Consider the following 21,599-nt stretch of genomic DNA (forward strand, 5'->3'; position numbering starts at 1 on the left):
TCGTTTTGGTCACTCAGTTCATTGATAAATCTTTTGGATTATCATCAACGAGTGCCCACACAGATTGATAGGTTTATATTGTTAAAGAGCTTTCTTCTTTTGTGAATCGCATCACTTCGGAAGAGGCGGCCATTTTAGCGAGTTAAGTTTTAGTGTCAACCACTTTTTTCGAAACTTTTTTCAGGTGATTCACCTGGCTAAATGCCTTGACTGATGGGCTCTGGTTTCTTTCGAAGCCTTGCCGTGTCAGCGAGGTGGCATTATAGAGATCGGCGTCACGTTGGCAAGCCCTTTTTCACGTTTTTTTTGATTTTCCTGTCGTTTGAGTGTTTTTTATTCTAAAGGGTGAGTTTTTGCTACTCTTCTCACCCGATATCACCATTCATCAGGCTTTATTAGGAAGAAAAATGAGTTCGATTAGAAGTTATAAAGGCATTCATCCCCAAATAGGCGAACGCGTCTATATCGATACAACCTCAGTCATTGTCGGTGACATTCGAATAGGTGATGATTCGAGTATTTGGTCATTGGTTGCGGCACGTGGCGACGTTAACCATATCCACATTGGCGCTCGCACCAACATTCAAGATGGCAGCGTGCTGCACGTGACCCATAAAAACGCAGAAAATCCTCACGGCTATCCTTTGCTAATAGGTAATGACGTGACCATTGGCCACAAAGTGATGCTGCACGGCTGCGACATTCACGACCGTGTATTGGTTGGTATGGGTGCGATTGTTTTAGATGCTGTCGTGGTTGAATCGGACGTGATGATTGGTGCGGGTAGTCTAGTACCGCCAGGAAAAAGATTAGAAAGCGGCTATCTTTATGTCGGTAGCCCAGTAAAACAAGCTCGCCCTCTATCAGAGAAAGAACGAGCTTTTTTACTAAAGTCAGCGGACAACTATGTCCAAAACAAGAATGACTATTTAACTGAAGTAAAAGACCTTCATGAAAGATAAACTAGTCGATAATGATATGGCCTTCTTCGTTGAAGGCTTCATCTTCTATTAACTCTTCTGCTATTTCTTCCAGATCAAATCGGTAATCAATAAAAACAGCGATCACCGCTTGCTCAGTATCGAGCTCTAAGCCCGATAATTTTTCTAGCTTATGTTTCGCCACAAAACACTCTATTAGTGCACCCGATTGTTGCGCGGCGAAGTTCACTGATTGTGACGCTTCATCCCAAGATTGCATGTCTGGAAATAAGATGGCTTGATTCATCGCTTATAGCCCCTCAAGATTTTTTCTTAACTCGCGCAAGATTTGTTTAGACCCGGGACGCAGCCCTCGCCATAGCATGAAACTTTCAGCAGCTTGCCCAACCAACATACCCAACCCATCATAGGCATGAGCAGCGCCGTGTTGCTTAGCCCATTGATTGAAGGTGGTATCGCCCTTGCCATACATCATGTCATAGCTAGTACTGTTGGCGGCAAATATAGATGAAGAGAGGGCAGGCAACTCACCACTCAATGAGGCAGACGTAGAGTTGATAATAACATCGTACTCTTCCGTCACAGTATTCATCTCTTTTGCGCTAACAGATCCATAGGCAGCAAACAATGCAGCCAATTCTTCGGCTTTAGAGAAAGTACGATTCGTAATGGTGAGAGAGGCTGGCTTCTGGTCGAGTAGCGGTTTAAGCACGCCACGAGCTGCGCCCCCTGCTCCTATCACTAGAATACGTGCACCTTCTAACACAACTTGGTGCTGCAACAAGTCTTGCACAAGGCCAGCGCCATCAGTGTTGTCACCAATGATATCGCCATCATCCAGTTTTTTTAGTGTGTTCACCGCGCCAGCCAATTGGGCTCGCTCTGTTAAACGACTCGCAAACTGATACGCCTCTTCCTTAAAAGGTAAAGTCACATTGCACCCTTTTCCCCCTTCAGCAAAAAACGCTTTCACTGCCTCAACAAACCCCTCTTTTGGCGCGGTTTCTGCGGTGTAGATTAAAGGCTGGTTGGTTTGGCGAGCAAACAAGGTGTGAATAAATGGCGATTTACTGTGTTCGATAGGGTTACCAAACACGGCATAACGATCGATTTGTTGAGTCATTTCCTTACCTTTGTTGTTCTTACCGAGCTATTTCGCTCTTGCTTAGCTATAGCGAAAACAGGGCCATCTGATTAACGATGACCCTATCACTATCTATCTATATAGAAAAGAGCAATAGAAGAGGAGATTCCTTGCTTACCATTCTCTCGGTTTTAAGTAATGCTGGTAAAGGCTTGCTTCTGGCGAATCAGCCTGTGGTTCATAGCTGTATTCCCAGCGAGCCAGTGGCGGCATCGACATCAAAATCGACTCCGTACGCCCCCCACTTTGCAAGCCAAACAAAGTCCCGCGATCATACACTAGGTTAAACTCAACATAGCGGCCACGGCGATACAACTGGAATTCGCGTTCACGCTCGCCATATTCTGTGACTTTACGACGCTCAACAATGGGTAAGTAAGCATCGCAATACCCTTCACCAACGGCTTTGATGTAGTCAAAGCACTTATCAAACTCCCACTGATTGAGGTCATCAAAAAACAGGCCGCCGATGCCTCGAGTTTCACCGCGGTGAGGCAAATAAAAATAGTCATCACACCAAGCTTTATGCTGCGCATACACATCAGCACCAAAAGGCGCGCACACTTCCTTGGCAGTGTTGTGCCAAAATTGGCAATCCTCTTCAAACGGATAGAAGGGAGTTAAGTCAAACCCACCACCAAACCACCAGATCGGTGCTTCCCCCTCTTTTTCAGCAATGAAGAAACGCACGTTTGCATGCGATGTGGGAACGTAGGGATTGTGAGGATGCATGACGAGCGAAACGCCCATGGCTTCGAATCGGCGCCCTGCCAATTCTGGACGATGTGCAGTCGCAGAAGCCGGCATCGCATTACCCTGCACATGAGAGAAATTAACCCCTCCTTGCTCAAACACGTTGCCATCACGCATAACGCGCGTCCGGCCACCGCCACCCAATCGATCTCCTGGCTCTCGATGCCAAGCGTCTTCTATAAATGTTGCTTTGCCATCTTCTTGTTCAAGTCGTTGACAAATTTGATCTTGTAACTGCATCAAGTAACGCTTGACGGCTTCTTTATCTATTGTGGACATCTAAACTACCTTTTGAAGCTGAGCAGGGTTATCCCTATCTTAATAATTGTTCTGTACGAGCATCGCGGATTTCACTAGGTCGATGGCGCTCACCAATCTCACCAAACAAAATGGCAGAAATCTGGCTGCCCAATTGGTCTTGAACCTGCTCAACGGTTTTACACTCCGTTTGGCCCGACAAATTCGCACTGGTAGAGGTTAGCGGCTTTCCATACTCACTGCACAACTTTTGCACCAAAGGATGATCACTCACACGAACCGCAACGGTCTGGCGATAGCCCGTGACGAGCGCCGATGCCCGAGCACTTGCAGGCATGACCCATGTATAAGGACCGGGCCAAGTGGCAAAAACTCGCTGAAGTTGCTCCGCTGACAAGCTTGTTAAATCGAGATACGGTTGGAGCTGTTGAAAATCAGCAGCGATCAAAATCAAGCCTTTGTCACTGGGTCGCTGTTTAATCGTCAAAAGACGCTCAATGGCCACCTCATTATCAGGATCGCAACCTAAGCCAAACACGCCCTCTGTCGGGTAAGCCACCACTTGACCTTGCTTTAACGCCTTCACGACTTGTTGTAAATTACTCACCACTTCTTCTCTCTAGACACTCAACCTATTACAAATAAGCCAATAACCCGCCGAATGCCAGCGAAAAACGCGCGTGGTGGTTTTCATCAAAACGCAAACGTTTGCTTGAGGTAAAAAACCTCGTATAATGCGCACAAAATTGATCAGCTCACCCAATTATGCAGCTTGAAGGAGTTTGAGATGAAAGTCGGTATCATCATGGGTTCTAAATCAGATTGGCCAACCATGAAACTGGCAGCAGAAATGCTGGACAGATTTGGCGTGGAATACGAAACCAAAGTGGTTTCAGCACATCGAACTCCTCATCTCCTCGCTGAATATGCCTCAACCGCCAAAGAGCGTGGGTTGAAAGTGATTATTGCCGGTGCAGGTGGCGCAGCGCATTTACCGGGCATGGCGGCGGCATTTACCAGCTTGCCCGTTTTGGGCGTACCCGTGCAATCACGCGCGTTATCAGGGCTCGACTCCCTCTACTCTATTGTACAAATGCCAAAAGGCATCGCAGTAGGTACATTGGCCATTGGTGAAGCCGGCGCCGCGAACGCGGGTCTTCTCGCTGCGCAAATCCTTGGAACTCACGACGAAAATATCATGGCCAAAGTTGAAGCCTTCCGCAGTGAGCAAACTGAAAGCGTCCTCGCTAACCCAAATCCTGCAGAGGACTAAATCATGCACGTATTGGTTCTAGGCGCAGGGCAATTGGCACGTATGATGTCGTTAGCCGGTGCGCCTTTGAATATTCAGATTTCTGCCTATGATGTGACAACGGGTGATGTCGTTCATCCTTTGACATTGCATCTCCTTGGTCACGGCTTGGAGCAAGCGATTGAACACGTTGATGTGATCACAGCAGAGTTTGAGCACATTCCTCATGACGTATTGGCGATCTGCCAAGCAAGTGGCAAATTTCTTCCAAGCAGTGAGGCGATTAAGGCAGGTGGTGATCGTCGTTTGGAAAAAGCCTTGCTTGACCATGCAGGCGTACGCAATGCCAATTACTACGTCATTGAAACCCGTGAAGACTTCAATAAAGCGATTGAACACGTTGGGATACCAATGGTGTTGAAAAGCGCATTGGGTGGCTATGATGGTAAAGGGCAATGGCGCTTGAAAGATGCCGCACAAATTGAAACCCTTTGGCAAGAAATGGCAGCTTGTATCGCAGCCACGCCAACTCAAGCGATTGTCGCTGAAGAATTTGTTCCATTTCAACGTGAAGTCTCATTGATTGGCGCTCGTGGTAAAGAAGGGCAAATCGAAGTCTACCCATTGGCAGAAAACATTCACGTCAATGGTGTGTTAAGCCTTTCAACGGCAATAGACTCACCGGACCTACAAGAGCAAGCCAAACACATGTTTACTGCTGTCGCTGAAACATTGAACTACGTTGGTGTGTTGGCGCTTGAATTTTTCGATGTCGACGGACAATTGCTGGTCAATGAAATTGCACCTCGAGTTCATAACTCCGGCCATTGGACGCAGCAAGGAGCAGAAACTTGCCAGTTTGAAAATCATTTGCGTGCCGTTTGTGGCTTACCACTTGGGAGCACTAAGCTGGTTCGTGAAACCTCAATGATCAACATCCTTGGTGAAGATACTCTGCCCGCAAGCGTGATGGCGATGGATGGTTGCCATATTCATTGGTATGGTAAAGAGAAACGCGCCGGCCGAAAAATGGGCCACATTAACGTGTGTGGCGATTACAGCGGCGAGCTGCAGCGCCGTCTTTGTGCTCTCGCCAATGTGTTGGATGAAAAAGCCTTCCCCGCGGTGCATGAGTTTGCAAAAAAGTGGCAAGCGTAGCAAAGCTTGTACTTATGCATAAAAGAGTAAAAGGGTCGCCATGTGCGACCCTTTTCAATGTGAACTCAACGCGATTGAGTATGCTGGCATTTGCGGTTTGCGCATTGTAACTTCACACCACTGGCGAGTTTCTTCTCGACCAACAAGGGAAAACCGCATGTTTCACAATGCCCTTTGACTGGCGGTAAGTTCACCGCAAACTTACACTTCGGATAGTTATCACAGGCATAGAAGGTTTTACCAAAGCGGGTTTTACGCTCAACTAAGTGTCCTTTGCCACACTCGGGGCAAGCAAACAACGCTTTGAGATTCTGCTCTGGTTCAGGCTGATTGATTGGTTCAATGTGATGGCAATGTGGATAATGACTGCACCCGACAAACATACCGTAACGCCCTTGACGAAGCACCAACTCGTTACCACATTCAGGGCAAGCAACCCCCAATTCTTTGACGATATGGCCATCGTTTTGATGAAGGGGCTTGACGTAATCGCACTGTGGGTACTGATTACACCCCAAAAACGCCCCATGCTTACCGTGTTTTAACACCAACTCTCCACCACATTGCGGACAAGGCGTATGCTCAAGCGCATGCTCGTGAGCGGAAAACAAAGTGCGATCAATTTTACTACTCATAGCTACCGTATTCGCGGAACAGTTTAATGAAGAATGCCTTGCTCTTTGGTGTATAACAGCTCTTCCATTAGCGTGTAGGCGTTCTCGTTGCCGGGAACATTGAATAGCACCATCAAAATAATCCACTTGAGATCTTCAAGTTCAAACTCGTTGGTTTCCAATCCCATCACTCGATCGATAACCATTTCACGAGTCTCAGTGGTTAACACATTGATCTGTTCTAGAAACAACAAAAAGCCGCGACATTCTAGATCCAATCGTTGCATCTCTTTAGGTGTGTACACTCGTGTTGAAGAGATCGCACTGCAACGCGAAATCGCAGAATGATCATCACTTTTTTGTAATGCTGCCAGCTCTTCTAACCAAAGAAGGGCTTTGTAGATATCTTGCTGGTGAAATCCTGCTCGAAGCAATTCGTCTTCAAGCTCATCTTGATCCACTTGTAAATCTGCATCGCTATGGATGTAGGTTTCAAATAGATACATCAGTATATCCATCATCATAGCTAGCCCCTCCCCCTTCGAATATAGCCACCGTTAACTGCAACAACATGCCCTGAAAGCTCAAGCTCCAAGAGCTGCATCATGACTTCTTGCACAGGTATATTGGTCCTGTTTGCTAGAATATCAACTGGTGTAGCCTCATTACCTACGTTAGCTAACAGCTGAGGAAATGGCAATTGTTCTTCCGTATTAGAGGAAGAAAATAAATCCGCTTGTTGGTTTGTCGACCAGTCGAGCAAAGTTTGCACTTCACTCAGCACATCTTCTATCCCAGTGACTAAACACGCTCCGCTTTTTATCAGCAAGTTTCCGCCGCGTGCATTGGTAATATGGAGAGAGTTAGGCAAAGCAAAGACTTCTCGACCTTGCTCAGCGGCATAACGGGCGGTAATCAAAGAACCGCTTTTCTCTGCCGCTTCGACCACCAAAACCCCCAGAGACAAGCCACTAATGATTCGATTTCGACGAGGAAAATGTTCGGCTTTGGCTTTGGTATTGGGACGAAACTCCGAAACCAGCGCACCTTGCTGACAAATTCTCGCGGCAAGGCCTTTGTGGCGAGCGGGATAAATATGTTGAAAGCCCGAACCAAGAACGGCAACGGTTTCGCCTCCCGCTGTCAGCGCACCATCATGGGCATGGCCATCAATCCCAAGCGCTAAACCACTGGTCACCACCAGCCCATGCTGTACCAGTTGAGTTGCAAAATCGCGGGCATGTTGCAATCCTTGCATGGTCGCATGACGACTCCCCACCAGCGCAATTTGTGGCTTGTTTAAACAATGAGGATCACCCTGTACAAACAGTTGGCAAGGCGGTGAAGCCGTTTCCTTAATCAGCGGCGGATATAGGCCATCATGAAGGGTAAGAATATGATGCTGGGAGGAGAGCTGTTGCCATTGAAGGGCGGCTTCAGCGTCTTGCTGAGCGGTACTTCGCAAGGTGATGATTTGCTGGGACGACAGCCCCAGCGACAGTAGCTGCTCTTGGGAATAACGCAGAATATTGAGCGGGGAATCAAGACTGAGTAACTTGGTTAGCTTCTTAACTCCAATATTGGGCGTAAAACTGAGTGCTAACCAAGCATGCAGTTCATCTTGACTCATCAAGGCGTTTGCGCCGTGACTGATTCGTCAACTTGCACTGGCGCCACGACCAAAATGTCACGGCTGATCGGTTGAGTACTGCGGGTGATCAACGCCAAGCTGAAGTATTCGTAAGGACGAATGATCATCAACTCACCAATGCGACTTTTCGGCAAGGATATCTCATCGGAAGAACCACTTTTCTCGTAGCTGAATTGGCTGTCACTGCTACGATAAACGTTGTTTGAGGCTTTATAGAGTTCGAAAATATGCCCTTGGCGTAAATTGTCCACTTTCCCTTTGTCCAAAATCACCACTTGGCTTGGTGCACTGTAATCGATGCCATCAATACTGCCCAATATCTTGGCATCAACATCTTGAGGGGCAGGCGCAGGATAAAAGGTCGTAGACAGTTCTTCGACGAGGTTTTCAGATTGAGGCAATGCAATGTCGTTGATCAATACTTCTTGTCGCTGACTGGTCACTTCAATACCGGAATAGTCTTGTGCCGATTCTTTAAGCTCACCTTGTGCAACCACACGTAGCGCGATCATGTTGGCATCGGGATCTCCTCGTTCAAACTCTTGCACTTGACGATAAATCGCCCAATGGGTTTCCGTTTGTTGGCCGCTGATGAAAATACGCTCGTCTTTGGCAAGGTATTTTCGTCCATCGCTGGTTCCCATCACACGCGCGACACTGCTGAGCTTCTCTTTACTCAGTAGTCGGTCAGATTGCAGATAAGGCAGAACCAACCCTTCATCCACTGTTGGAACTGCTTTTTTCTCGGTGATTCGAGCTTTCGGGCTCAATGTCACCACCGGTTTTAAACTCAACATCGGCTGACCGTTTTTCCAAACTAACGAGAGCTTATCGCCAGGGTAGATTAAGTGAGGGTTATCAATATCAGGGTTGATTTGCCACAAACGCGGCCACAACCAAGGGCTATCCAAATAGAGCGCTGAGATATCCCAAAGGGTATCTCCTTTTACGACGACATAAGTTTGAGGTGCATCAGGCTTAATATTCAGTGGAGCTGGCGACTCTTGAGCTGCCACACTCACACTAAACAACAAGGGTAGTAACACGCGTGAAGCGGCTTGCAGCACTGAGTTCATGCCTTAACTCCTAGATGGATTAGCGAAGCGACAAATGGGAAATTGCTGCTAGGATGCTGTCATTTAGGCTATAAAATGTCTAGAATTGAGCCAACAAGGTTTGTGCTGTTTCGGCACAGTTCAACATTTCGAGTGCATATGTCTGTATTACAAGTATTAACATTCCCGGATGATCGTCTTCGTACAGTAGCCAAACCGGTTGAAAAGGTGACACCAGAGATCCAAAAAATCGTCGACGACATGATAGAAACCATGTACGACGAAGAAGGCATTGGTCTGGCGGCAACGCAAGTCGATATTCATCAACGCATCGTTGTGATTGATATTTCTGAGAGCCGTAACGAGCCGATGGTGTTAATCAATCCTGAAATTTTAGAAAAGCGTGGCGAAGATGGCATTGAAGAGGGCTGTCTATCGGTCCCAGGTGCCCGCGCACTCGTGCCACGCGCCGCTGAAGTCACGGTTAAAGCGTTAGATCGTGATGGAAACGAGTTCACCCTCGAAGCCGATGATTTACTGGCTATCTGTATTCAACACGAGTTGGATCACCTGCAAGGTAAGCTGTTTGTCGATTACCTATCACCGCTAAAGCGCAAACGTATCCAAGACAAGCTAGCCAAAATCAAACGCTTTAACGAGAAACAGCGCTAAATCGCGCTGATACCATAAGAAGGAAGGTACCTTGAGCAAGCCTTTACGTATTGTATTTGCAGGTACTCCGGACTTCGCCGCCCAACATTTGGCGGCGTTGTTGTCTTCGGAGCATGAAGTCATTGCAGTTTACACCCAACCTGATCGCCCAGCCGGTCGCGGGAAAAAACTCACGGCAAGCCCTGTCAAAACCATTGCTTTGGAACACAACATTCCGGTTTACCAACCAGAAAACTTTAAGTCTGACGAAGCCAAGCAAGCCCTCGCGGATCTCAATGCTGACATCATGGTCGTGGTCGCTTATGGCTTGTTATTACCACAAGCGGTGTTAGATACACCGAAATTGGGTTGTATCAACGTGCACGGTTCGATTCTGCCTCGCTGGCGCGGTGCTGCGCCAATTCAGCGCTCTATTTGGGCGGGTGATGCTGAAACGGGCGTGACCATCATGCAAATGGACATCGGCCTAGATACCGGTGACATGCTGAAAATTGCCACGCTACCGATCGACGCAAGCGATACCAGCGCCACCATGTACGATAAATTGGCCAAACTTGGCCCGGTGGCACTGGTTGAGTGTTTAGCCGATATCGCCACTGGCAAAGCCATCGCAATTAAGCAAGATGACGAGCGAGCAAACTACGCCAAGAAACTCAGCAAGGAAGAAGCACGCATCAGTTGGCAAGACGATGCAGAGCACATCGAACGTTGTGTTCGTGCTTTCAATCCATGGCCAATGAGCCATTTCGAAGTGGCGGAAAACAGCATTAAAGTGTGGCAAAGCCGCGTCGAAGCCAGCAGTCATGACGCACCCGCGGGGACCATCCTCAAAGCGGATAAAAGCGGCATTTATGTCGCCACTGGCCATGGCTGCCTAGTGTTGGAACAGATCCAAATTCCAGGCAAAAAAGCAATGCCAGTACAAGATGTTCTCAACGCTCGCGCCGCTTGGTTTGAAGTTGGTAGTGTACTGAGTTAACCTGCCAAGCAATCGGGCATTTTTGCCCAGTTTAAGAACTTTACGAGGGCAGAGACGCCCTCTTTAACTTTAAGGTACTCATCATGAATGTTCGCGCTGCGGCTGCAAACGTCTTGTATCAAGTTGTCGACCGAGGCAACTCTCTATCGACCGCCCTTCCTGAAGCTCAACAATCCATTCGCCCTCGCGACCACGCCTTGCTGCAAGAGATCTGCTATGGCGCGTTACGTTACCTACCTCGTCTAGAGAGCATTGCCGGTAAGCTGATGGATAAGCCTCTCAAAGGTAAACAACGTGTTTTTCATCACCTCATTTTGGTTGGCTTATACCAGTTAGGTCACATGCGCATTCCGGCGCACGCGGCGGTTGGTGAAACGGTGGAAGGCGCACAAGCGCTGAAAGGGCCTCGCTTACGCGGCTTGATTAATGCGGTTTTGCGCAACTATCAGCGTGAACAACAAGCATTGGATGAGTTTTCTGTCAGCCACAATGCCGGCAAATACGTTCACCCAAGTTGGCTACTGAAAATCCTGCAAGATGCTTACCCTGAGCAATGGCAGACGATTGTTGAAGCCAACAATAACAAAGCGCCGATGTGGCTACGCGTGAATCACGCTCATCATGATCGCGACGAATATCTGCAACTGCTCAAAAATGCAAACATTGATAGCACTCTGCACAGTGAAGCGATGGACGCCATAAAATTGGCCGCCCCTTGTGATGTACACAGCTTGCCAGGGTTTGAGCAAGGTTGGGTTTCTGTGCAAGATGCCGCCGCACAGCTGTCGTTTAACTATCTACAACCTAAAGATGGCGAACTGATCCTCGATTGCTGCGCGGCACCTGGTGGTAAAACCGCGCACATTTTAGAACGAGTCTCTGCTCATGAAGTCGTGGCACTGGACTGCGATGAACAACGCTTGAAAAGAGTGACGGAAAACCTGAAACGCCTCAATCTTCAAGCAAAAGTGATTTGCGGTGATGCACGCAATCCTGAACAATGGTGGCAAGGCGAGCAATTTGACCGTATTTTGCTCGATGCACCTTGCTCTGCAACCGGGGTGATTCGTCGTCACCCTGACATAAAATGGCTACGCCGAGCAGAAGACATTGCGGCTCTCGCTGAGCTACAAAGCGAAATTTTTGATGCCATGTGGGCACAACTTAAGCCCGGCGGTACCTTGGTTTACGCTACTTGTTCTATCACCCCAATGGAAAACGTGGAACAAGTGAAAGCGTTCCTCGCAAGAACACCAGAAGCACAACTGATTGGCTCTGAACGCGAGAATCCAGGCCGTCAGATTCTTCCAGGGGAAGAAGATATGGATGGCTTCTACTATGCCGTGCTGGTTAAGCAAGCATAAGCAAACTGGCGATTGAATCTCTTCAATCGCCTTTTTCGAATTACGAGAACAGAGTATGAAAATCATTATTCTTGGCGCAGGTCAGGTTGGCGGCACGCTGGCAGAAAATCTGGTTGGCGAAAATAACGATATCACTATTGTCGATAAAAATGGCGACCGTCTGAGAGAGCTGCAGGACAAATATGACTTGCGAGTGGTGAATGGCCACGCCAGTCACCCAGACGTGCTACACGAAGCAGGCGCACAAGATGCCGACATGCTGGTAGCCGTGACCAATACTGATGAAACCAACATGGCTGCTTGTCAGGTGGCTTTTACTCTGTTCAACACCCCCAACCGAATTGCTCGCATTCGCTCACCGCAATACTTAATGCAAAAAGAAGCGCTGTTTAAATCCGGCGCGATTCCTGTCGATCATTTGATTGCCCCCGAGGAGCTGGTGACCAGCTACATTGAACGTTTGATTCAATACCCTGGTGCATTGCAAGTGGTGAGCTTTGCGGAAGAAAAAGTCAGCCTCGTTGCCGTAAAAGCTTACTATGGCGGCCCGTTGGTGGGTAACGCACTTTCTGCCTTACGCGAACACATGCCTCACATTGATACCCGTGTTGCCGCGATTTTCCGCCAAGGCCGTCCGATTCGTCCTCAAGGCACCACCATCATTGAAGCCGATGATGAAGTCTTTTTCGTTGCCGCCAGTAACCACATTCGCTCTGTGATGAGCGAGTTACAGCGACTGGAAAAACCTTATCGCCGTATCATGATCGTCGGCGGTGGTAACATCGGCGCCAGCTTAGCCAAGCGTTTAGAACAAACCTATAGCGTGAAGCTGATTGAGCGCAACCTACAGCGAGCAGAAAAGCTGTCAGAAGAGTTGGAAAACACCATCGTGTTTTGTGGTGATGCCGCCGATCAAGAGCTACTGACGGAAGAAAACATTGATCAAGTCGACGTCTTTATCGCCCTGACCAACGAGGACGAAACCAACATCATGTCGGCGATGTTGGCCAAACGCATGGGTGCCAAAAAAGTGATGGTGCTGATCCAGCGTGGTGCTTACGTCGACCTAGTGCAAGGCGGCGTCATTGATGTGGCCATTTCACCTCAACAAGCGACCATTTCAGCACTATTGACCCACGTTCGACGTGCCGACATCGTTAACGTCTCCTCTCTACGCCGCGGCGCTGCAGAAGCAATTGAAGCGGTTGCACACGGCGATGAAAGCAACTCGAAAGTAGTGGGACGCGCCGTTGGCGACATCAAACTGCCACCGGGTACCACCATTGGTGCGATTGTGCGTGGCGAAGAAGTGCTCATCGCCCATGACCGCACCGTGATTGAACAAGATGATCACGTGGTGATGTTCTTGGTCGATAAGAAATACGTGCCAGACGTCGAAGCTCTGTTCCAGCCGAGCCCATTCTTCCTCTAGGATTTTCCTATGGTGAACTTTCGTCCCGTACTGTTTGTGATTGGGCTAGTGCTTTCCAAGCTCGCCCTTTTCATGTACGTCCCTACCCTTGTGGCCTTTTTTACGGGCACAGGCGGCTTTCTTGATTTCGGCCAAGCGGTGTTGATCACCCATTTTGCCGCGTTTGTCTGCCTGAGCATTGGCCGCACCGCACACTTTAAACTCAGTGTGCGCGATATGTTCCTCATCACCAGTTTGGTGTGGACCATCGCCAGCGCGTTTGCCGCGCTACCGTTTATGTTCATCAACCACATCAGCTTTACTGACGCCTACTTCGAAACCATGTCTGGCATCACCACCACCGGTTCCACCGTGCTGAGTGGTTTGGATAACATGGCTCCGAGTATTTTGCTATGGCGTTCGATCTTGCAATGGCTTGGAGGAATTGGCTTTATTGTGATGGCCGTTGCGGTGTTGCCGATGCTAAACGTCGGCGGGATGAAGCTGTTCCAAACGGAATCTTCCGATTGGTCAGACAAAAGCAGCCCAAGAGCCAAAACCGTGGCGAAAAACATTGTGGTGGTGTACCTGGTACTCACCGGGCTCTGTTTGATTGGTTACCTGCTGACCGGCATGAACCTGTTTGATGCCATCAACCACTCCTTCACCACGCTTTCAACGGGCGGCTACTCCACCTCTGACGGTTCCATGAACCATTTTTCTAACGGCGCACACTGGATCGCCACCTTATTTATGTTCTTGGGTGGTTTGCCATTTTTGTTGTTTGTTTCTGCGATGCGCAAGCGCCGCCTTGATGCTTTGATCAAAGACGCTCAAGTACGCGGTTTTACCTACCTGTTTTTAGGCACCAGCTTGGTTATTTCAGCTTGGTTGGTGATTCGTGACGGTTACACTATTGCCGATGCACTGCGCGTGGCGATGTTTAACATTGTTTCTGTGGTGACGACGACGGGCTTCGGCCTAGAAGATTTCACCGCTTGGGGCGCACTCCCTACGACCTTATTTGCGTTTTTGATGATGGCTGGCGCGTGTTCAGGCTCCACTTCTGGCGGTATTAAGATCTTCCGCTTCCAGATCGCCATGACACTGCTGAATAAACAGATCATGAAACTGATTCACCCATCAGGCATTTTTGTCCAACGCTACAATCAACGACCAGTGAATGATGATATTGTGCGCTCTGTGGTGGCGTTTGGTTTAATGTTCTTCATTACCATCATCGCCATTGCGGGCGGCTTAAGCGCGATGGGGCTTGATCCCGTCACCAGTATTTCTGGCTCAATTACCGCGGTGGCCAACGTCGGCCCAGGCATGGGCAGCATCATTGGACCAACGGGTAACTTTGCTCCGCTGCCTGATGCCGCTAAGTGGCTACTCAGTTTCGGCATGTTGATGGGACGTTTAGAAATTCTCACCTTATTGGTGCTGTTTTTTCCTGCTTTCTGGCGCCGTTAGGTGTTGTTGAAACGGCAATTTCTACAGCCCCAAAACAAAGAACCCGGTTTAAACCGGGCTCACATAAAGATAAATCGCTAGGAAGTGACACACACAACCAGCCAATACAAAACAGTGCCAAATGGCATGATTGTAGGGGATCTTCTTGGCTACATAGAAAATAACCCCAAGCGAATAAATCAATCCACCCGCGGCGAGCAGTGTCAAGCCTCCAATGTCTAATGAGATCGCCAGTTGGTAGATCACAATCAGTGACAACCAACCCATCAACAGATAACTCACCAAAGAGAAGCGCTTAAAGCGATAGACAAACGCCACTTTCATAATGATGCCCAACAAGGCTATCGACCAAATCACAATCATTAAGCCGATCGCCAAAGGCGTGCGTAAACTCACCAACAGGAATGGGGTATAACTGCCCGCAATGAGCAGATAAATCGCACTGTGGTCAAAGGTTTTGAGCCAACGTTTCGCCTTAGGATGAGGAATGGCATGGTAAAGCGTCGAGGCCAAAAACAGCACAATGATGCTCGACCCGTAAATCGCCATGCTGGCAATGGTCAGCCCGTCTGCATGGTGCTCCGTGGCTTTCACCAACAGCATCACCAAGCCAACAATACCAAAAATCATGCCTAACCCGTGTGTGACTGCATTCGCCACTTCTTCACGCACACTATATTGACTGACTGACATAGCAAATACACTGAAACCTCTAATGGAATAGTTGCTCTAGTATGTCACAATTAGCTTACACGTGTAAGCTAAAAAGGTTAAATTTTGGTTATTTGATGTCTGCTTAAAATGAGGGCGTCTTTTTCGCTTTACCATCATCATGTTAGTGAATGCTAGGTCGTTTCTTCTAAATAACCCAGCACTGTCTCTCCCGCCTGTTTTGCCGATAAGTTCAGTGGTAACACCAACTCACGCTGTAGTTTTCCTAACCCCAACAAGCTGGCCAGCATGCCTCTTCCCCCTTCACGATGGCGATCAATTTCAAACCACAACTTCAGCTCATTTGGGGAACGATAAGCCACCACTTCCAGCTCACGCCAACGACCATGAAATGGCCCTGTAGTTGGGACAAACTCGAACTCTTGCACAAAGGGCAGTTCAAAGCCTTTCACTTCCTCACACTCCACTTGGCGAATACGCAGCCCTTGCTCTTCCAAAGCGGTAAAAATGCCGTCCATCATAGGATCAGGCCGTACGGTGAGAATGTCTTTGTCTGTTGGGTCAATCGCCAAAGCGATATCCAAACCAGTTTCCAACCACACTTTGGCATCACCAATGGTAATCGGGGTGTTGAACGGAATGTCTAATGCGACATCAAACACCCGCTCTTCACTCGGTTTGATGACAAACGCGTATGGCAGACTCCAGCTGGCCAGCACATGACTTTGTGGCACACGGCGAGTTTGCTGCCCTTGAGAGCTGCTGCCGCGATCTTCTTTCACTTCCGCAATGTAACGACAACACAGCTTCAAATGAATATTGTCGATCTCTTGCTCGCTCGAACCGCCATAAACATGCACCTTAATATTGGCCGCTTGACCAGGGTAAAGCACTTCTTGCTGTAAGATGGAATCGACTTTCGCGCTTCCAATACCAAAACTGGCGAGGGTTTTCTTCAAAAATGACATACGCACCTCCTGCTGCTGTTCTGATAGTACTGATAATGTCTGATTGAGTACTACTATCTAGCTCACATCTCATCGGATATTTATCAATACTGTAACGTTTTGCAGACATTTTTTTATCGCTGCCACTGCTCAACTATCGATCGATCACCATAACGGTGCTACTCTATGTTCGATATGCATGCATATCATTATTCCTACACTTTTATTTGGATTGGCGAAAGCCAGAAAGAGCCAACCTTCACTCAACTGAAGCTCAACTCATAAAAATGTAGGCCATTACATTGGCAATGGATATGCCTGACAGTTAGGTAACTTAATGCGCCCAACAACAGTCAGGTTCTCGCACACCAATCGCAGTGCGATGCGTCGTCGTAGCGGCTTTGCAGCAGCTCCGACAAGCAAAAAAACGGCTTCAGGTATGACCTTGGTCGAGAAAAATGCACTTATGCCGCAGACTCCGGCTAAAGTCGTTCAAGCCGCTTAATTAAAAAGCGCAGCCATCGCTGCGCTTTTTTCTTTCTCTCCACTCGGTTTGTTATTTTGCTTCGCCAAGCAATTTGATACCTTTACACCAAAGACCTATAAAATTTGTGGAGAAAGAAATGAAGTGTCACCGTATTGAAGAGCTGCTCGAGTTGCTTGAGCCTGAATGGCAAAAAGACCAAGAGATGAATTTACTGCAGTTTATCGTCAAGCTAGCGGGCGAAGCGGGTTATCACGGCAAGCTAGAAGAGCTGACTGACGATGTTCTGATCTACCACCTAAAAATGCGTAACAGTGCGAAAGATGAAATGATTCCAGGCCTGAAAAAAGACCAAGAAGATGATTTCAAAACAGCGATTCTACGCGCACGCGGTATCATTAAATAAGTTAACAACTCATTCACTAAGCGACCTTCTGGTCGCTTTTTTATTTTCTGCCACTGTTCAGCGAAAAATTGCGTTAATTGTCCTGCTTTTTGTTGTTAAAGGTTGATAGCCTTAAAGAAATACAAATGTTATTGATTGTATAATCGTCGTCCATCAGTTTTTACTAAAATATTAGCAAAGCCTTATTGTGTATAAACACATCGGCATTTGTGAGCAAAGTCAGTGAGCGCAAACCAAGAGAAATTGCGCCATTAAAGCCTAAGAAGGATCAATCCATGAGTCAGGATAAAATCGATATCAAAGATGTGACTCCGAAAACCTTTAATCCCAAGACCCACAAAGGTAAGGGGGATCGGTTTAACCCAAATAACCGCATTTACGTACGTGAGAGTAAAGGCACATTCCAAAAACTGCGCCGATATGGTGGCTGGTTTTTGCTGCTGCTATTTACCTTAACTCCATGGATTTCCTACGGCGATCGTCAAGCGATTCTGTTGGATATCGGTAGCCAACAGTTCAACTTCTTCGGCACCACGCTCTACCCACAAGACCTGACCTTGCTGGCCTTGCTGTTTATGATTGCCGCCTTTGGTCTGTTTTTCATCACTACGTTTTTGGGCCGAGTGTGGTGTGGCTACTTATGCCCACAAACCGTTTGGACCTTTATGTACATCTGGTTTGAAGAGAAACTCGAGGGCAGCGCCAACAAACGCCGCAAGCAAGATTCCGGCAAACTGACGCCCAATCTCGCCATGCGAAAAAGCGCAAAGCATGTCGCGTGGTTTGCCATCGCGCTCGCGACAGGCTTCACCTTCGTCGGTTATTTTGTCCCGGTGCGTGAACTGGTGGTGGATTTCTTTACCTTTAACGCCAGCTTCTGGCCTGTTTTCTGGGTGATGTTCTTTGCCATCTGTACTTACGCCAACGCAGGTTGGATGCGCTCTATCGTTTGTTTGCACATGTGTCCTTACGCGCGCTTCCAATCAGCGATGTTTGATAAAGACACCTTTATCGTCGGTTATGACAGTCAGCGCGGCGAGCAGCGTGGCCCACGTTCACGCAAAGCCGATCCGAAGCAGCTCGGGTTAGGTGACTGTATTGACTGCGATCTGTGTGTGCAAGTGTGCCCAACGGGGATTGATATTCGTGATGGCCTGCAATACGAGTGTATTAACTGTGGTGCGTGTATCGATGCCTGTAATACCACCATGGATAAAATGGGCTATGAAAAAGGGCTGATCAACTACACCACCGAGCATCGTCTGTCTGGGAAACACACCAAAGTCATGCGACCCAAGTTGATCGGTTATGGCTTGGTATTGCTGGTGATGTTGGGTTTGTTCTTCGCACAAATTGCTGCCGTTGACCCTGCTGGTCTCAGCGTGATTCGCGATCGCAACCAGTTGTTCCGCGTCAACAGCGCCGGTGAAGTGGAAAACACCTACACCCTCAAAATCATCAACAAAACACAACAAGTGCAAGAATATCACTTGGATGTTAAGGGGCTCAGTGAGGCAACTTGGTATGGTAAGCAAACCATTCAGGTCAACCCAGGCGAAGTTCTCAATTTACCATTAAGTCTTGGCGTGGATCCCGAGAAGCTCTCCTCTCCAATTAGCACGATTCAGTTTATACTGGACGACAAGAGCAACGACTTCACCATTGAAGTAGAAAGCCGTTTCATCAAGAAACTGTAACTTCAACCCAATTCATGGACAAAGGCTCAGCAATGAGCCTTTTTATTTACTATGTCGCTAGGCGCATTCAATTTTGACGCATTAACGCCCGATTTTATGTGGTATGCCCTTGAGAGCATCGGCATTCGCGCTGAATCAGGCTTATTGCCTCTCAACAGCTATGAAAACCGCGTATACCAGTTTACCGATGAAGAGCGTCGCCGTTTTGTGGTGAAGTTTTATCGCCCAGAGCGTTGGACGCCGGCACAAATTGTTGAAGAACATCAGTTCACTCAAGAGCTGGTGGAAAATGACATTCCTGTCGCCGCGCCGGTCAACATCAACGGTGCTACCCTACATCATTATCAAGGCTACCAATTTGCCTTGTTCAACAGCGTCGGTGGCCGTCAATTTGAAGTGGATAATCTCGATCAACTCGAGTGGGTTGGCCGCTTCCTCGGTCGAATTCACCAAGTGGGTGCAAAACAGAGATTCCAGCACCGACCTAGCATAGGGCTAGATGAGTACCTCTATCAGCCACGCGCACTCCTGCAACAATGCAACATGATCCCGATGCATTTAGAGAACAGCTTCTTTCAGGATCTCGACCGACTCATCGCCGCCATCGAAGCGCAGTGGCCAAAAAACACTCAATCCATCCGCTTGCACGGTGATTGTCATCCCGGCAATATTTTATGGCGTGATGGACCGATGTTTGTTGATTTAGATGACGCACGCAATGGGCCAGCGGTTCAAGATCTCTGGATGTTGCTCAATGGTGATCGCCAAGAAAAGCTCATGCAACTCGACATTTTACTGGAGTCGTATGGCGAATTTAGTGATTTTTCGCACCAAGAGTTGAAACTGATCGAGCCTTTGCGTGGTCTACGAATGGTGCATTATATGGCATGGTTAGCAAAACGATGGCAAGACCCTGCGTTCCCACTCGCTTTTCCTTGGTTTAATGAGCCAAAATACTGGGAAGGTCAGGTATTGGCGTTTAAAGAACAAATCGCCGCATTGGAAGAACCCCCTCTTTCATTGATGCCACAATGGTAACTGCCTCAATAACATAACGGAGAAATAAATAGATGAAGAAACTGTTCGCGTTTTTTTCGATGCTGTTACTCAGCCTGACAGCCAACGCAGCAACCCAATTTAAAGAAGGTGAACACTACAAGGTGCTGGATACGCAAGTTTCTAAAAAGCCCATGGTAAGTGAGTTTTTCTCTTTCTACTGCCCGCACTGTAATACGTTCGAACCTATCATCCAGCAACTCAAAGCACAGTTGCCGGAAGGGGTAAAACTGCAAAAAAACCACGTTTCCTTTATGGGTGGTGCGATGGGGCCGTCAATGAGCAAAGCGTACGCCACCATGATCGCACTTAAAGTCGAAGACAAAATGGTGCCAGTGATGTTCAACCGCATCCACAACATGCGTAAAGCGCCAAAAGATGACGCGGAACTGCGCCAGATCTTCCTTGATGAAGGCGTTGATGCGAATAAATTCGATGCCGCCTTTAACGGTTTCGCTGTGGATTCGATGGTGCGCCGTTTTGACAAGCAGTTTAAAGACAGTGGCCTTTCTGGTGTACCTGCGGTGATTGTAAACAACAAATACCTGGTGCAGGCTCAAGGCATCAAAACCATGGATGAGTATTTCGAACTGGTGAACTTCCTGCTGAAAAAACAGTAAACACCCAACAAAAACTCACCAACAAAACAGGGAGCCGTTGTGCTCCCTGATGTTTATCCTTTGTGGATCTCTTTCAACAACTGATCTTTTTCTTGCCAAACATCTCCTAACCAGAGCTGAAATTGGCGTTTATACGGCTTATCGTTGAAGTAATCCCCTTTAACCTGATCATCCACCGGCAGCAAACGAATCTTTACAACCACTTTGCGCATCCGACCCATTAACATATCTTGGAAAGGTTTATCGGTATTTTGCGGGTAGGCTAACGTCACATCGATAATATGATCAAACTGCTCACCCATCGCCGCGAGTGTATAAGCGATACCGCCGGATTTCGGCTGCAGCAAATAATCATACCCCGCGTTACTTTTTTTACGCTTTTCAGTCGTAAAGCGAGTGCCTTCCACATAGTTGACTACGGTGGTGGGCGTATGGCGAAACTTCTCACAAGAACGACGTGTCGTTGCTAAATCCTGTCCGCGCTTTTCTGGGTGACGGATCAAGTATTCCCGGGAATAACGGCGCATAAACGGCATGTCCAATGCCCAACAAGCCATACCAATAAAGGGCACGTACAGCAGTTGTTGCTTGAGGAAGAACTTGGGCATGGGAATACGATCCTTAAACACGCAACACAACACCACAATATCAGTCCAGCTCAGATGATTACTGATCATCAGATACCATCCCTCTTTTTTCAGCCCTTCGCCGCCTTCGATATCCCATTCTATGCGGTTAAACAGAGCGAGAATCACCGCGTTTATCGTCGCCCACAACCACATCATTTTGTTGGCCGCATCGGTTGCTTTCGCTTTCAGCCCTTGAGTCGGCAAGACCAGTTTGACGATCGCAATCAAGCAGATCGTCATCGAGCACATTGCAGAATTAAGAATGACCAAAAAAACGTTAATAAAAAGTAACAGATATGCCAACATAGTGATGTTCGAAAACTCTTATATTCGATGAAGAAAAAAACAGCGTGTAATTAT

Annotated in this window: 24 protein-coding genes; 13 read left to right on the top strand and 11 right to left on the bottom strand. The window is 47.9% G+C overall.

The genetic code is table 11. The features are described from left to right. The first annotated feature begins 407 nt into the window (after positions 1-407). Positions 408-962, top strand: coding sequence for a gamma carbonic anhydrase family protein (locus tag FC652_RS16665; RefSeq protein ID WP_176299476.1), 555 nt, complete (start codon positions 408-410; stop codon positions 960-962). A gap of 1 nt (position 963) precedes the next feature. Here FC652_RS16665 and FC652_RS16670 read toward each other — a convergent pair whose 3' ends face one another. From FC652_RS16670 to FC652_RS16685, 4 genes are all read right to left on the bottom strand, one after another. After that, positions 964-1,227 (bottom strand): DUF1488 domain-containing protein, encoded by a 264-nt coding sequence (locus FC652_RS16670; protein WP_176299477.1) that lies wholly within the window; start codon positions 1,225-1,227, stop codon positions 964-966. Between the two features lie 3 nt (positions 1,228-1,230). Further along, on the bottom strand, positions 1,231-2,064 hold the full coding sequence (gene aroE / locus FC652_RS16675; RefSeq protein ID WP_176299478.1) for a shikimate dehydrogenase: 834 nt from the start codon (positions 2,062-2,064) through the stop codon (positions 1,231-1,233). Positions 2,065-2,199: 135 nt separating this feature from the next. Continuing rightward, the gene (gene hemF, locus FC652_RS16680) at positions 2,200-3,117 is read right to left on the bottom strand and encodes an oxygen-dependent coproporphyrinogen oxidase (RefSeq protein ID WP_176299479.1); all 918 of its coding nucleotides are present in this window, start codon (positions 3,115-3,117) and stop codon (positions 2,200-2,202) included. 34 nt (positions 3,118-3,151) lie between these two features. Next, positions 3,152-3,703, bottom strand: a complete 552-nt coding sequence (locus FC652_RS16685; RefSeq protein WP_176299480.1) for an L-threonylcarbamoyladenylate synthase — start codon at positions 3,701-3,703, stop codon at positions 3,152-3,154. A 180-nt stretch (positions 3,704-3,883) separates the two neighbouring features. Here FC652_RS16685 and purE point away from each other — a divergent pair, with 180 nt between their 5' ends. After that, positions 3,884-4,369, top strand: coding sequence for a 5-(carboxyamino)imidazole ribonucleotide mutase (gene purE / locus FC652_RS16690; RefSeq protein WP_011079087.1), 486 nt, complete (start codon positions 3,884-3,886; stop codon positions 4,367-4,369). A gap of 3 nt (positions 4,370-4,372) precedes the next feature. Continuing rightward, the gene (locus tag FC652_RS16695) at positions 4,373-5,506 is read left to right on the top strand and encodes a 5-(carboxyamino)imidazole ribonucleotide synthase (RefSeq protein WP_039555007.1); all 1,134 of its coding nucleotides are present in this window, start codon (positions 4,373-4,375) and stop codon (positions 5,504-5,506) included. Positions 5,507-5,571: 65 nt separating this feature from the next. Here FC652_RS16695 and FC652_RS16700 read toward each other — a convergent pair whose 3' ends face one another. From FC652_RS16700 to FC652_RS16715, 4 genes are read right to left on the bottom strand one after another with little or no spacing between them, the layout of a single operon-like run. After that, complete coding sequence (locus FC652_RS16700) at positions 5,572-6,141, bottom strand: type I DNA topoisomerase (RefSeq protein ID WP_176299481.1); 570 nt, start codon at positions 6,139-6,141, stop codon at positions 5,572-5,574. A 23-nt stretch (positions 6,142-6,164) separates the two neighbouring features. Then, positions 6,165-6,644 (bottom strand): DUF494 family protein, encoded by a 480-nt coding sequence (locus FC652_RS16705; protein ID WP_026050366.1) that lies wholly within the window; start codon positions 6,642-6,644, stop codon positions 6,165-6,167. Positions 6,645-6,646: 2 nt separating this feature from the next. Then, on the bottom strand, positions 6,647-7,750 hold the full coding sequence (dprA, locus tag FC652_RS16710; protein ID WP_176299482.1) for a DNA-processing protein DprA: 1,104 nt from the start codon (positions 7,748-7,750) through the stop codon (positions 6,647-6,649). Next, positions 7,750-8,847, bottom strand: coding sequence for a LysM peptidoglycan-binding domain-containing protein (locus FC652_RS16715; protein WP_176299483.1), 1,098 nt, complete (start codon positions 8,845-8,847; stop codon positions 7,750-7,752). Before FC652_RS16715 ends, dprA begins: the two co-directional genes overlap by 1 nt. Before the next feature lie 138 nt (positions 8,848-8,985). Between FC652_RS16715 and def the strand changes: the two genes are divergently transcribed. The 5 genes from def to FC652_RS16740 all read left to right on the top strand — a co-directional run bounded on the left by def (position 8,986) and on the right by FC652_RS16740 (position 14,728). After that, positions 8,986-9,498, top strand: coding sequence for a peptide deformylase (gene def, locus FC652_RS16720; RefSeq protein ID WP_038964320.1), 513 nt, complete (start codon positions 8,986-8,988; stop codon positions 9,496-9,498). Between the two features lie 31 nt (positions 9,499-9,529). After that, entirely contained in the window at positions 9,530-10,477 is a 948-nt protein-coding gene (fmt, locus tag FC652_RS16725; protein ID WP_176299484.1) for a methionyl-tRNA formyltransferase, read from the top strand. Between the two features lie 83 nt (positions 10,478-10,560). After that, positions 10,561-11,841 (top strand): 16S rRNA (cytosine(967)-C(5))-methyltransferase RsmB, encoded by a 1,281-nt coding sequence (gene rsmB / locus FC652_RS16730; RefSeq protein ID WP_176299485.1) that lies wholly within the window; start codon positions 10,561-10,563, stop codon positions 11,839-11,841. A gap of 55 nt (positions 11,842-11,896) precedes the next feature. Further along, positions 11,897-13,273: a Trk system potassium transporter TrkA gene (trkA, locus tag FC652_RS16735; RefSeq protein ID WP_017419866.1), complete on the top strand. Its 1,377-nt coding sequence runs from the start codon at positions 11,897-11,899 to the stop codon at positions 13,271-13,273. A 9-nt stretch (positions 13,274-13,282) separates the two neighbouring features. Beyond that, positions 13,283-14,728, top strand: coding sequence for a TrkH family potassium uptake protein (locus tag FC652_RS16740; protein ID WP_017419865.1), 1,446 nt, complete (start codon positions 13,283-13,285; stop codon positions 14,726-14,728). Between the two features lie 48 nt (positions 14,729-14,776). Here FC652_RS16740 and FC652_RS16745 read toward each other — a convergent pair whose 3' ends face one another. Next, positions 14,777-15,421 carry a hemolysin III family protein gene (locus FC652_RS16745; protein ID WP_176299486.1) on the bottom strand — a complete coding sequence of 215 codons (645 nt, stop codon included), beginning with the start codon at positions 15,419-15,421 and terminating at the stop codon, positions 14,777-14,779. A 152-nt stretch (positions 15,422-15,573) separates the two neighbouring features. Continuing rightward, complete coding sequence (locus tag FC652_RS16750; protein ID WP_043877352.1) at positions 15,574-16,368, bottom strand: sporulation protein; 795 nt, start codon at positions 16,366-16,368, stop codon at positions 15,574-15,576. Between the two features lie 316 nt (positions 16,369-16,684). Between FC652_RS16750 and FC652_RS16755 the strand changes: the two genes are divergently transcribed. The 5 genes from FC652_RS16755 to FC652_RS16775 all read left to right on the top strand — a co-directional run bounded on the left by FC652_RS16755 (position 16,685) and on the right by FC652_RS16775 (position 20,610). Beyond that, positions 16,685-16,852 (top strand): hypothetical protein, encoded by a 168-nt coding sequence (locus FC652_RS16755; protein WP_011079074.1) that lies wholly within the window; start codon positions 16,685-16,687, stop codon positions 16,850-16,852. A gap of 118 nt (positions 16,853-16,970) precedes the next feature. After that, entirely contained in the window at positions 16,971-17,237 is a 267-nt protein-coding gene (locus FC652_RS16760) for a YihD family protein (RefSeq protein WP_011079073.1), read from the top strand. A 275-nt stretch (positions 17,238-17,512) separates the two neighbouring features. Continuing rightward, positions 17,513-18,934 carry a cytochrome c oxidase accessory protein CcoG gene (gene ccoG, locus FC652_RS16765; RefSeq protein WP_176299487.1) on the top strand — a complete coding sequence of 474 codons (1,422 nt, stop codon included), beginning with the start codon at positions 17,513-17,515 and terminating at the stop codon, positions 18,932-18,934. 51 nt (positions 18,935-18,985) lie between these two features. Beyond that, entirely contained in the window at positions 18,986-19,972 is a 987-nt protein-coding gene (locus tag FC652_RS16770) for a serine/threonine protein kinase (protein WP_013570881.1), read from the top strand. A 32-nt stretch (positions 19,973-20,004) separates the two neighbouring features. Next, positions 20,005-20,610 carry a thiol:disulfide interchange protein DsbA/DsbL gene (locus tag FC652_RS16775; protein WP_011079070.1) on the top strand — a complete coding sequence of 202 codons (606 nt, stop codon included), beginning with the start codon at positions 20,005-20,007 and terminating at the stop codon, positions 20,608-20,610. A gap of 53 nt (positions 20,611-20,663) precedes the next feature. On the opposite strand, the gene FC652_RS16780 is transcribed toward FC652_RS16775, so the two are convergent. Continuing rightward, the gene (locus FC652_RS16780) at positions 20,664-21,545 is read right to left on the bottom strand and encodes an acyltransferase (RefSeq protein ID WP_011151432.1); all 882 of its coding nucleotides are present in this window, start codon (positions 21,543-21,545) and stop codon (positions 20,664-20,666) included. Positions 21,546-21,599: the final 54 nt, after the last annotated feature.

Origin of the sequence: Vibrio sp. 05-20-BW147, from assembly GCF_013369385.1 — a bacterium.
In the GTDB taxonomy this organism is placed as follows: domain Bacteria; phylum Pseudomonadota; class Gammaproteobacteria; order Enterobacterales; family Vibrionaceae; genus Vibrio; species Vibrio floridensis.

Excerpts from the sequence above, each read along its gene's own strand:
- FC652_RS16665 (WP_176299476.1), top strand. The coding sequence starts at position 408 with ATGAGTTCGATTAGAAGTTATAAAGGCATTCATCCCCAAATAGGCGAA.
- FC652_RS16670 (WP_176299477.1), bottom strand. The coding sequence starts at position 1,227 with ATGAATCAAGCCATCTTATTTCCAGACATGCAATCTTGGGATGAAGCG.
- aroE (WP_176299478.1), bottom strand. The coding sequence starts at position 2,064 with ATGACTCAACAAATCGATCGTTATGCCGTGTTTGGTAACCCTATCGAA.
- hemF (WP_176299479.1), bottom strand. The coding sequence starts at position 3,117 with ATGTCCACAATAGATAAAGAAGCCGTCAAGCGTTACTTGATGCAGTTA.
- purE (WP_011079087.1), top strand. The coding sequence starts at position 3,884 with ATGAAAGTCGGTATCATCATGGGTTCTAAATCAGATTGGCCAACCATG.
- FC652_RS16695 (WP_039555007.1), top strand. The coding sequence starts at position 4,373 with ATGCACGTATTGGTTCTAGGCGCAGGGCAATTGGCACGTATGATGTCG.
- FC652_RS16700 (WP_176299481.1), bottom strand. The coding sequence starts at position 6,141 with ATGAGTAGTAAAATTGATCGCACTTTGTTTTCCGCTCACGAGCATGCG.
- FC652_RS16705 (WP_026050366.1), bottom strand. The coding sequence starts at position 6,644 with ATGATGATGGATATACTGATGTATCTATTTGAAACCTACATCCATAGC.
- dprA (WP_176299482.1), bottom strand. The coding sequence starts at position 7,750 with ATGAGTCAAGATGAACTGCATGCTTGGTTAGCACTCAGTTTTACGCCC.
- FC652_RS16715 (WP_176299483.1), bottom strand. The coding sequence starts at position 8,847 with ATGAACTCAGTGCTGCAAGCCGCTTCACGCGTGTTACTACCCTTGTTG.
- def (WP_038964320.1), top strand. The coding sequence starts at position 8,986 with ATGTCTGTATTACAAGTATTAACATTCCCGGATGATCGTCTTCGTACA.
- rsmB (WP_176299485.1), top strand. The coding sequence starts at position 10,561 with ATGAATGTTCGCGCTGCGGCTGCAAACGTCTTGTATCAAGTTGTCGAC.
- trkA (WP_017419866.1), top strand. The coding sequence starts at position 11,897 with ATGAAAATCATTATTCTTGGCGCAGGTCAGGTTGGCGGCACGCTGGCA.
- FC652_RS16740 (WP_017419865.1), top strand. The coding sequence starts at position 13,283 with ATGGTGAACTTTCGTCCCGTACTGTTTGTGATTGGGCTAGTGCTTTCC.
- FC652_RS16745 (WP_176299486.1), bottom strand. The coding sequence starts at position 15,421 with ATGTCAGTCAGTCAATATAGTGTGCGTGAAGAAGTGGCGAATGCAGTC.
- FC652_RS16750 (WP_043877352.1), bottom strand. The coding sequence starts at position 16,368 with ATGTCATTTTTGAAGAAAACCCTCGCCAGTTTTGGTATTGGAAGCGCG.
- FC652_RS16755 (WP_011079074.1), top strand. The coding sequence starts at position 16,685 with ATGCGCCCAACAACAGTCAGGTTCTCGCACACCAATCGCAGTGCGATG.
- FC652_RS16760 (WP_011079073.1), top strand. The coding sequence starts at position 16,971 with ATGAAGTGTCACCGTATTGAAGAGCTGCTCGAGTTGCTTGAGCCTGAA.
- ccoG (WP_176299487.1), top strand. The coding sequence starts at position 17,513 with ATGAGTCAGGATAAAATCGATATCAAAGATGTGACTCCGAAAACCTTT.
- FC652_RS16770 (WP_013570881.1), top strand. The coding sequence starts at position 18,986 with ATGTCGCTAGGCGCATTCAATTTTGACGCATTAACGCCCGATTTTATG.
- FC652_RS16775 (WP_011079070.1), top strand. The coding sequence starts at position 20,005 with ATGAAGAAACTGTTCGCGTTTTTTTCGATGCTGTTACTCAGCCTGACA.
- FC652_RS16780 (WP_011151432.1), bottom strand. The coding sequence starts at position 21,545 with ATGTTGGCATATCTGTTACTTTTTATTAACGTTTTTTTGGTCATTCTT.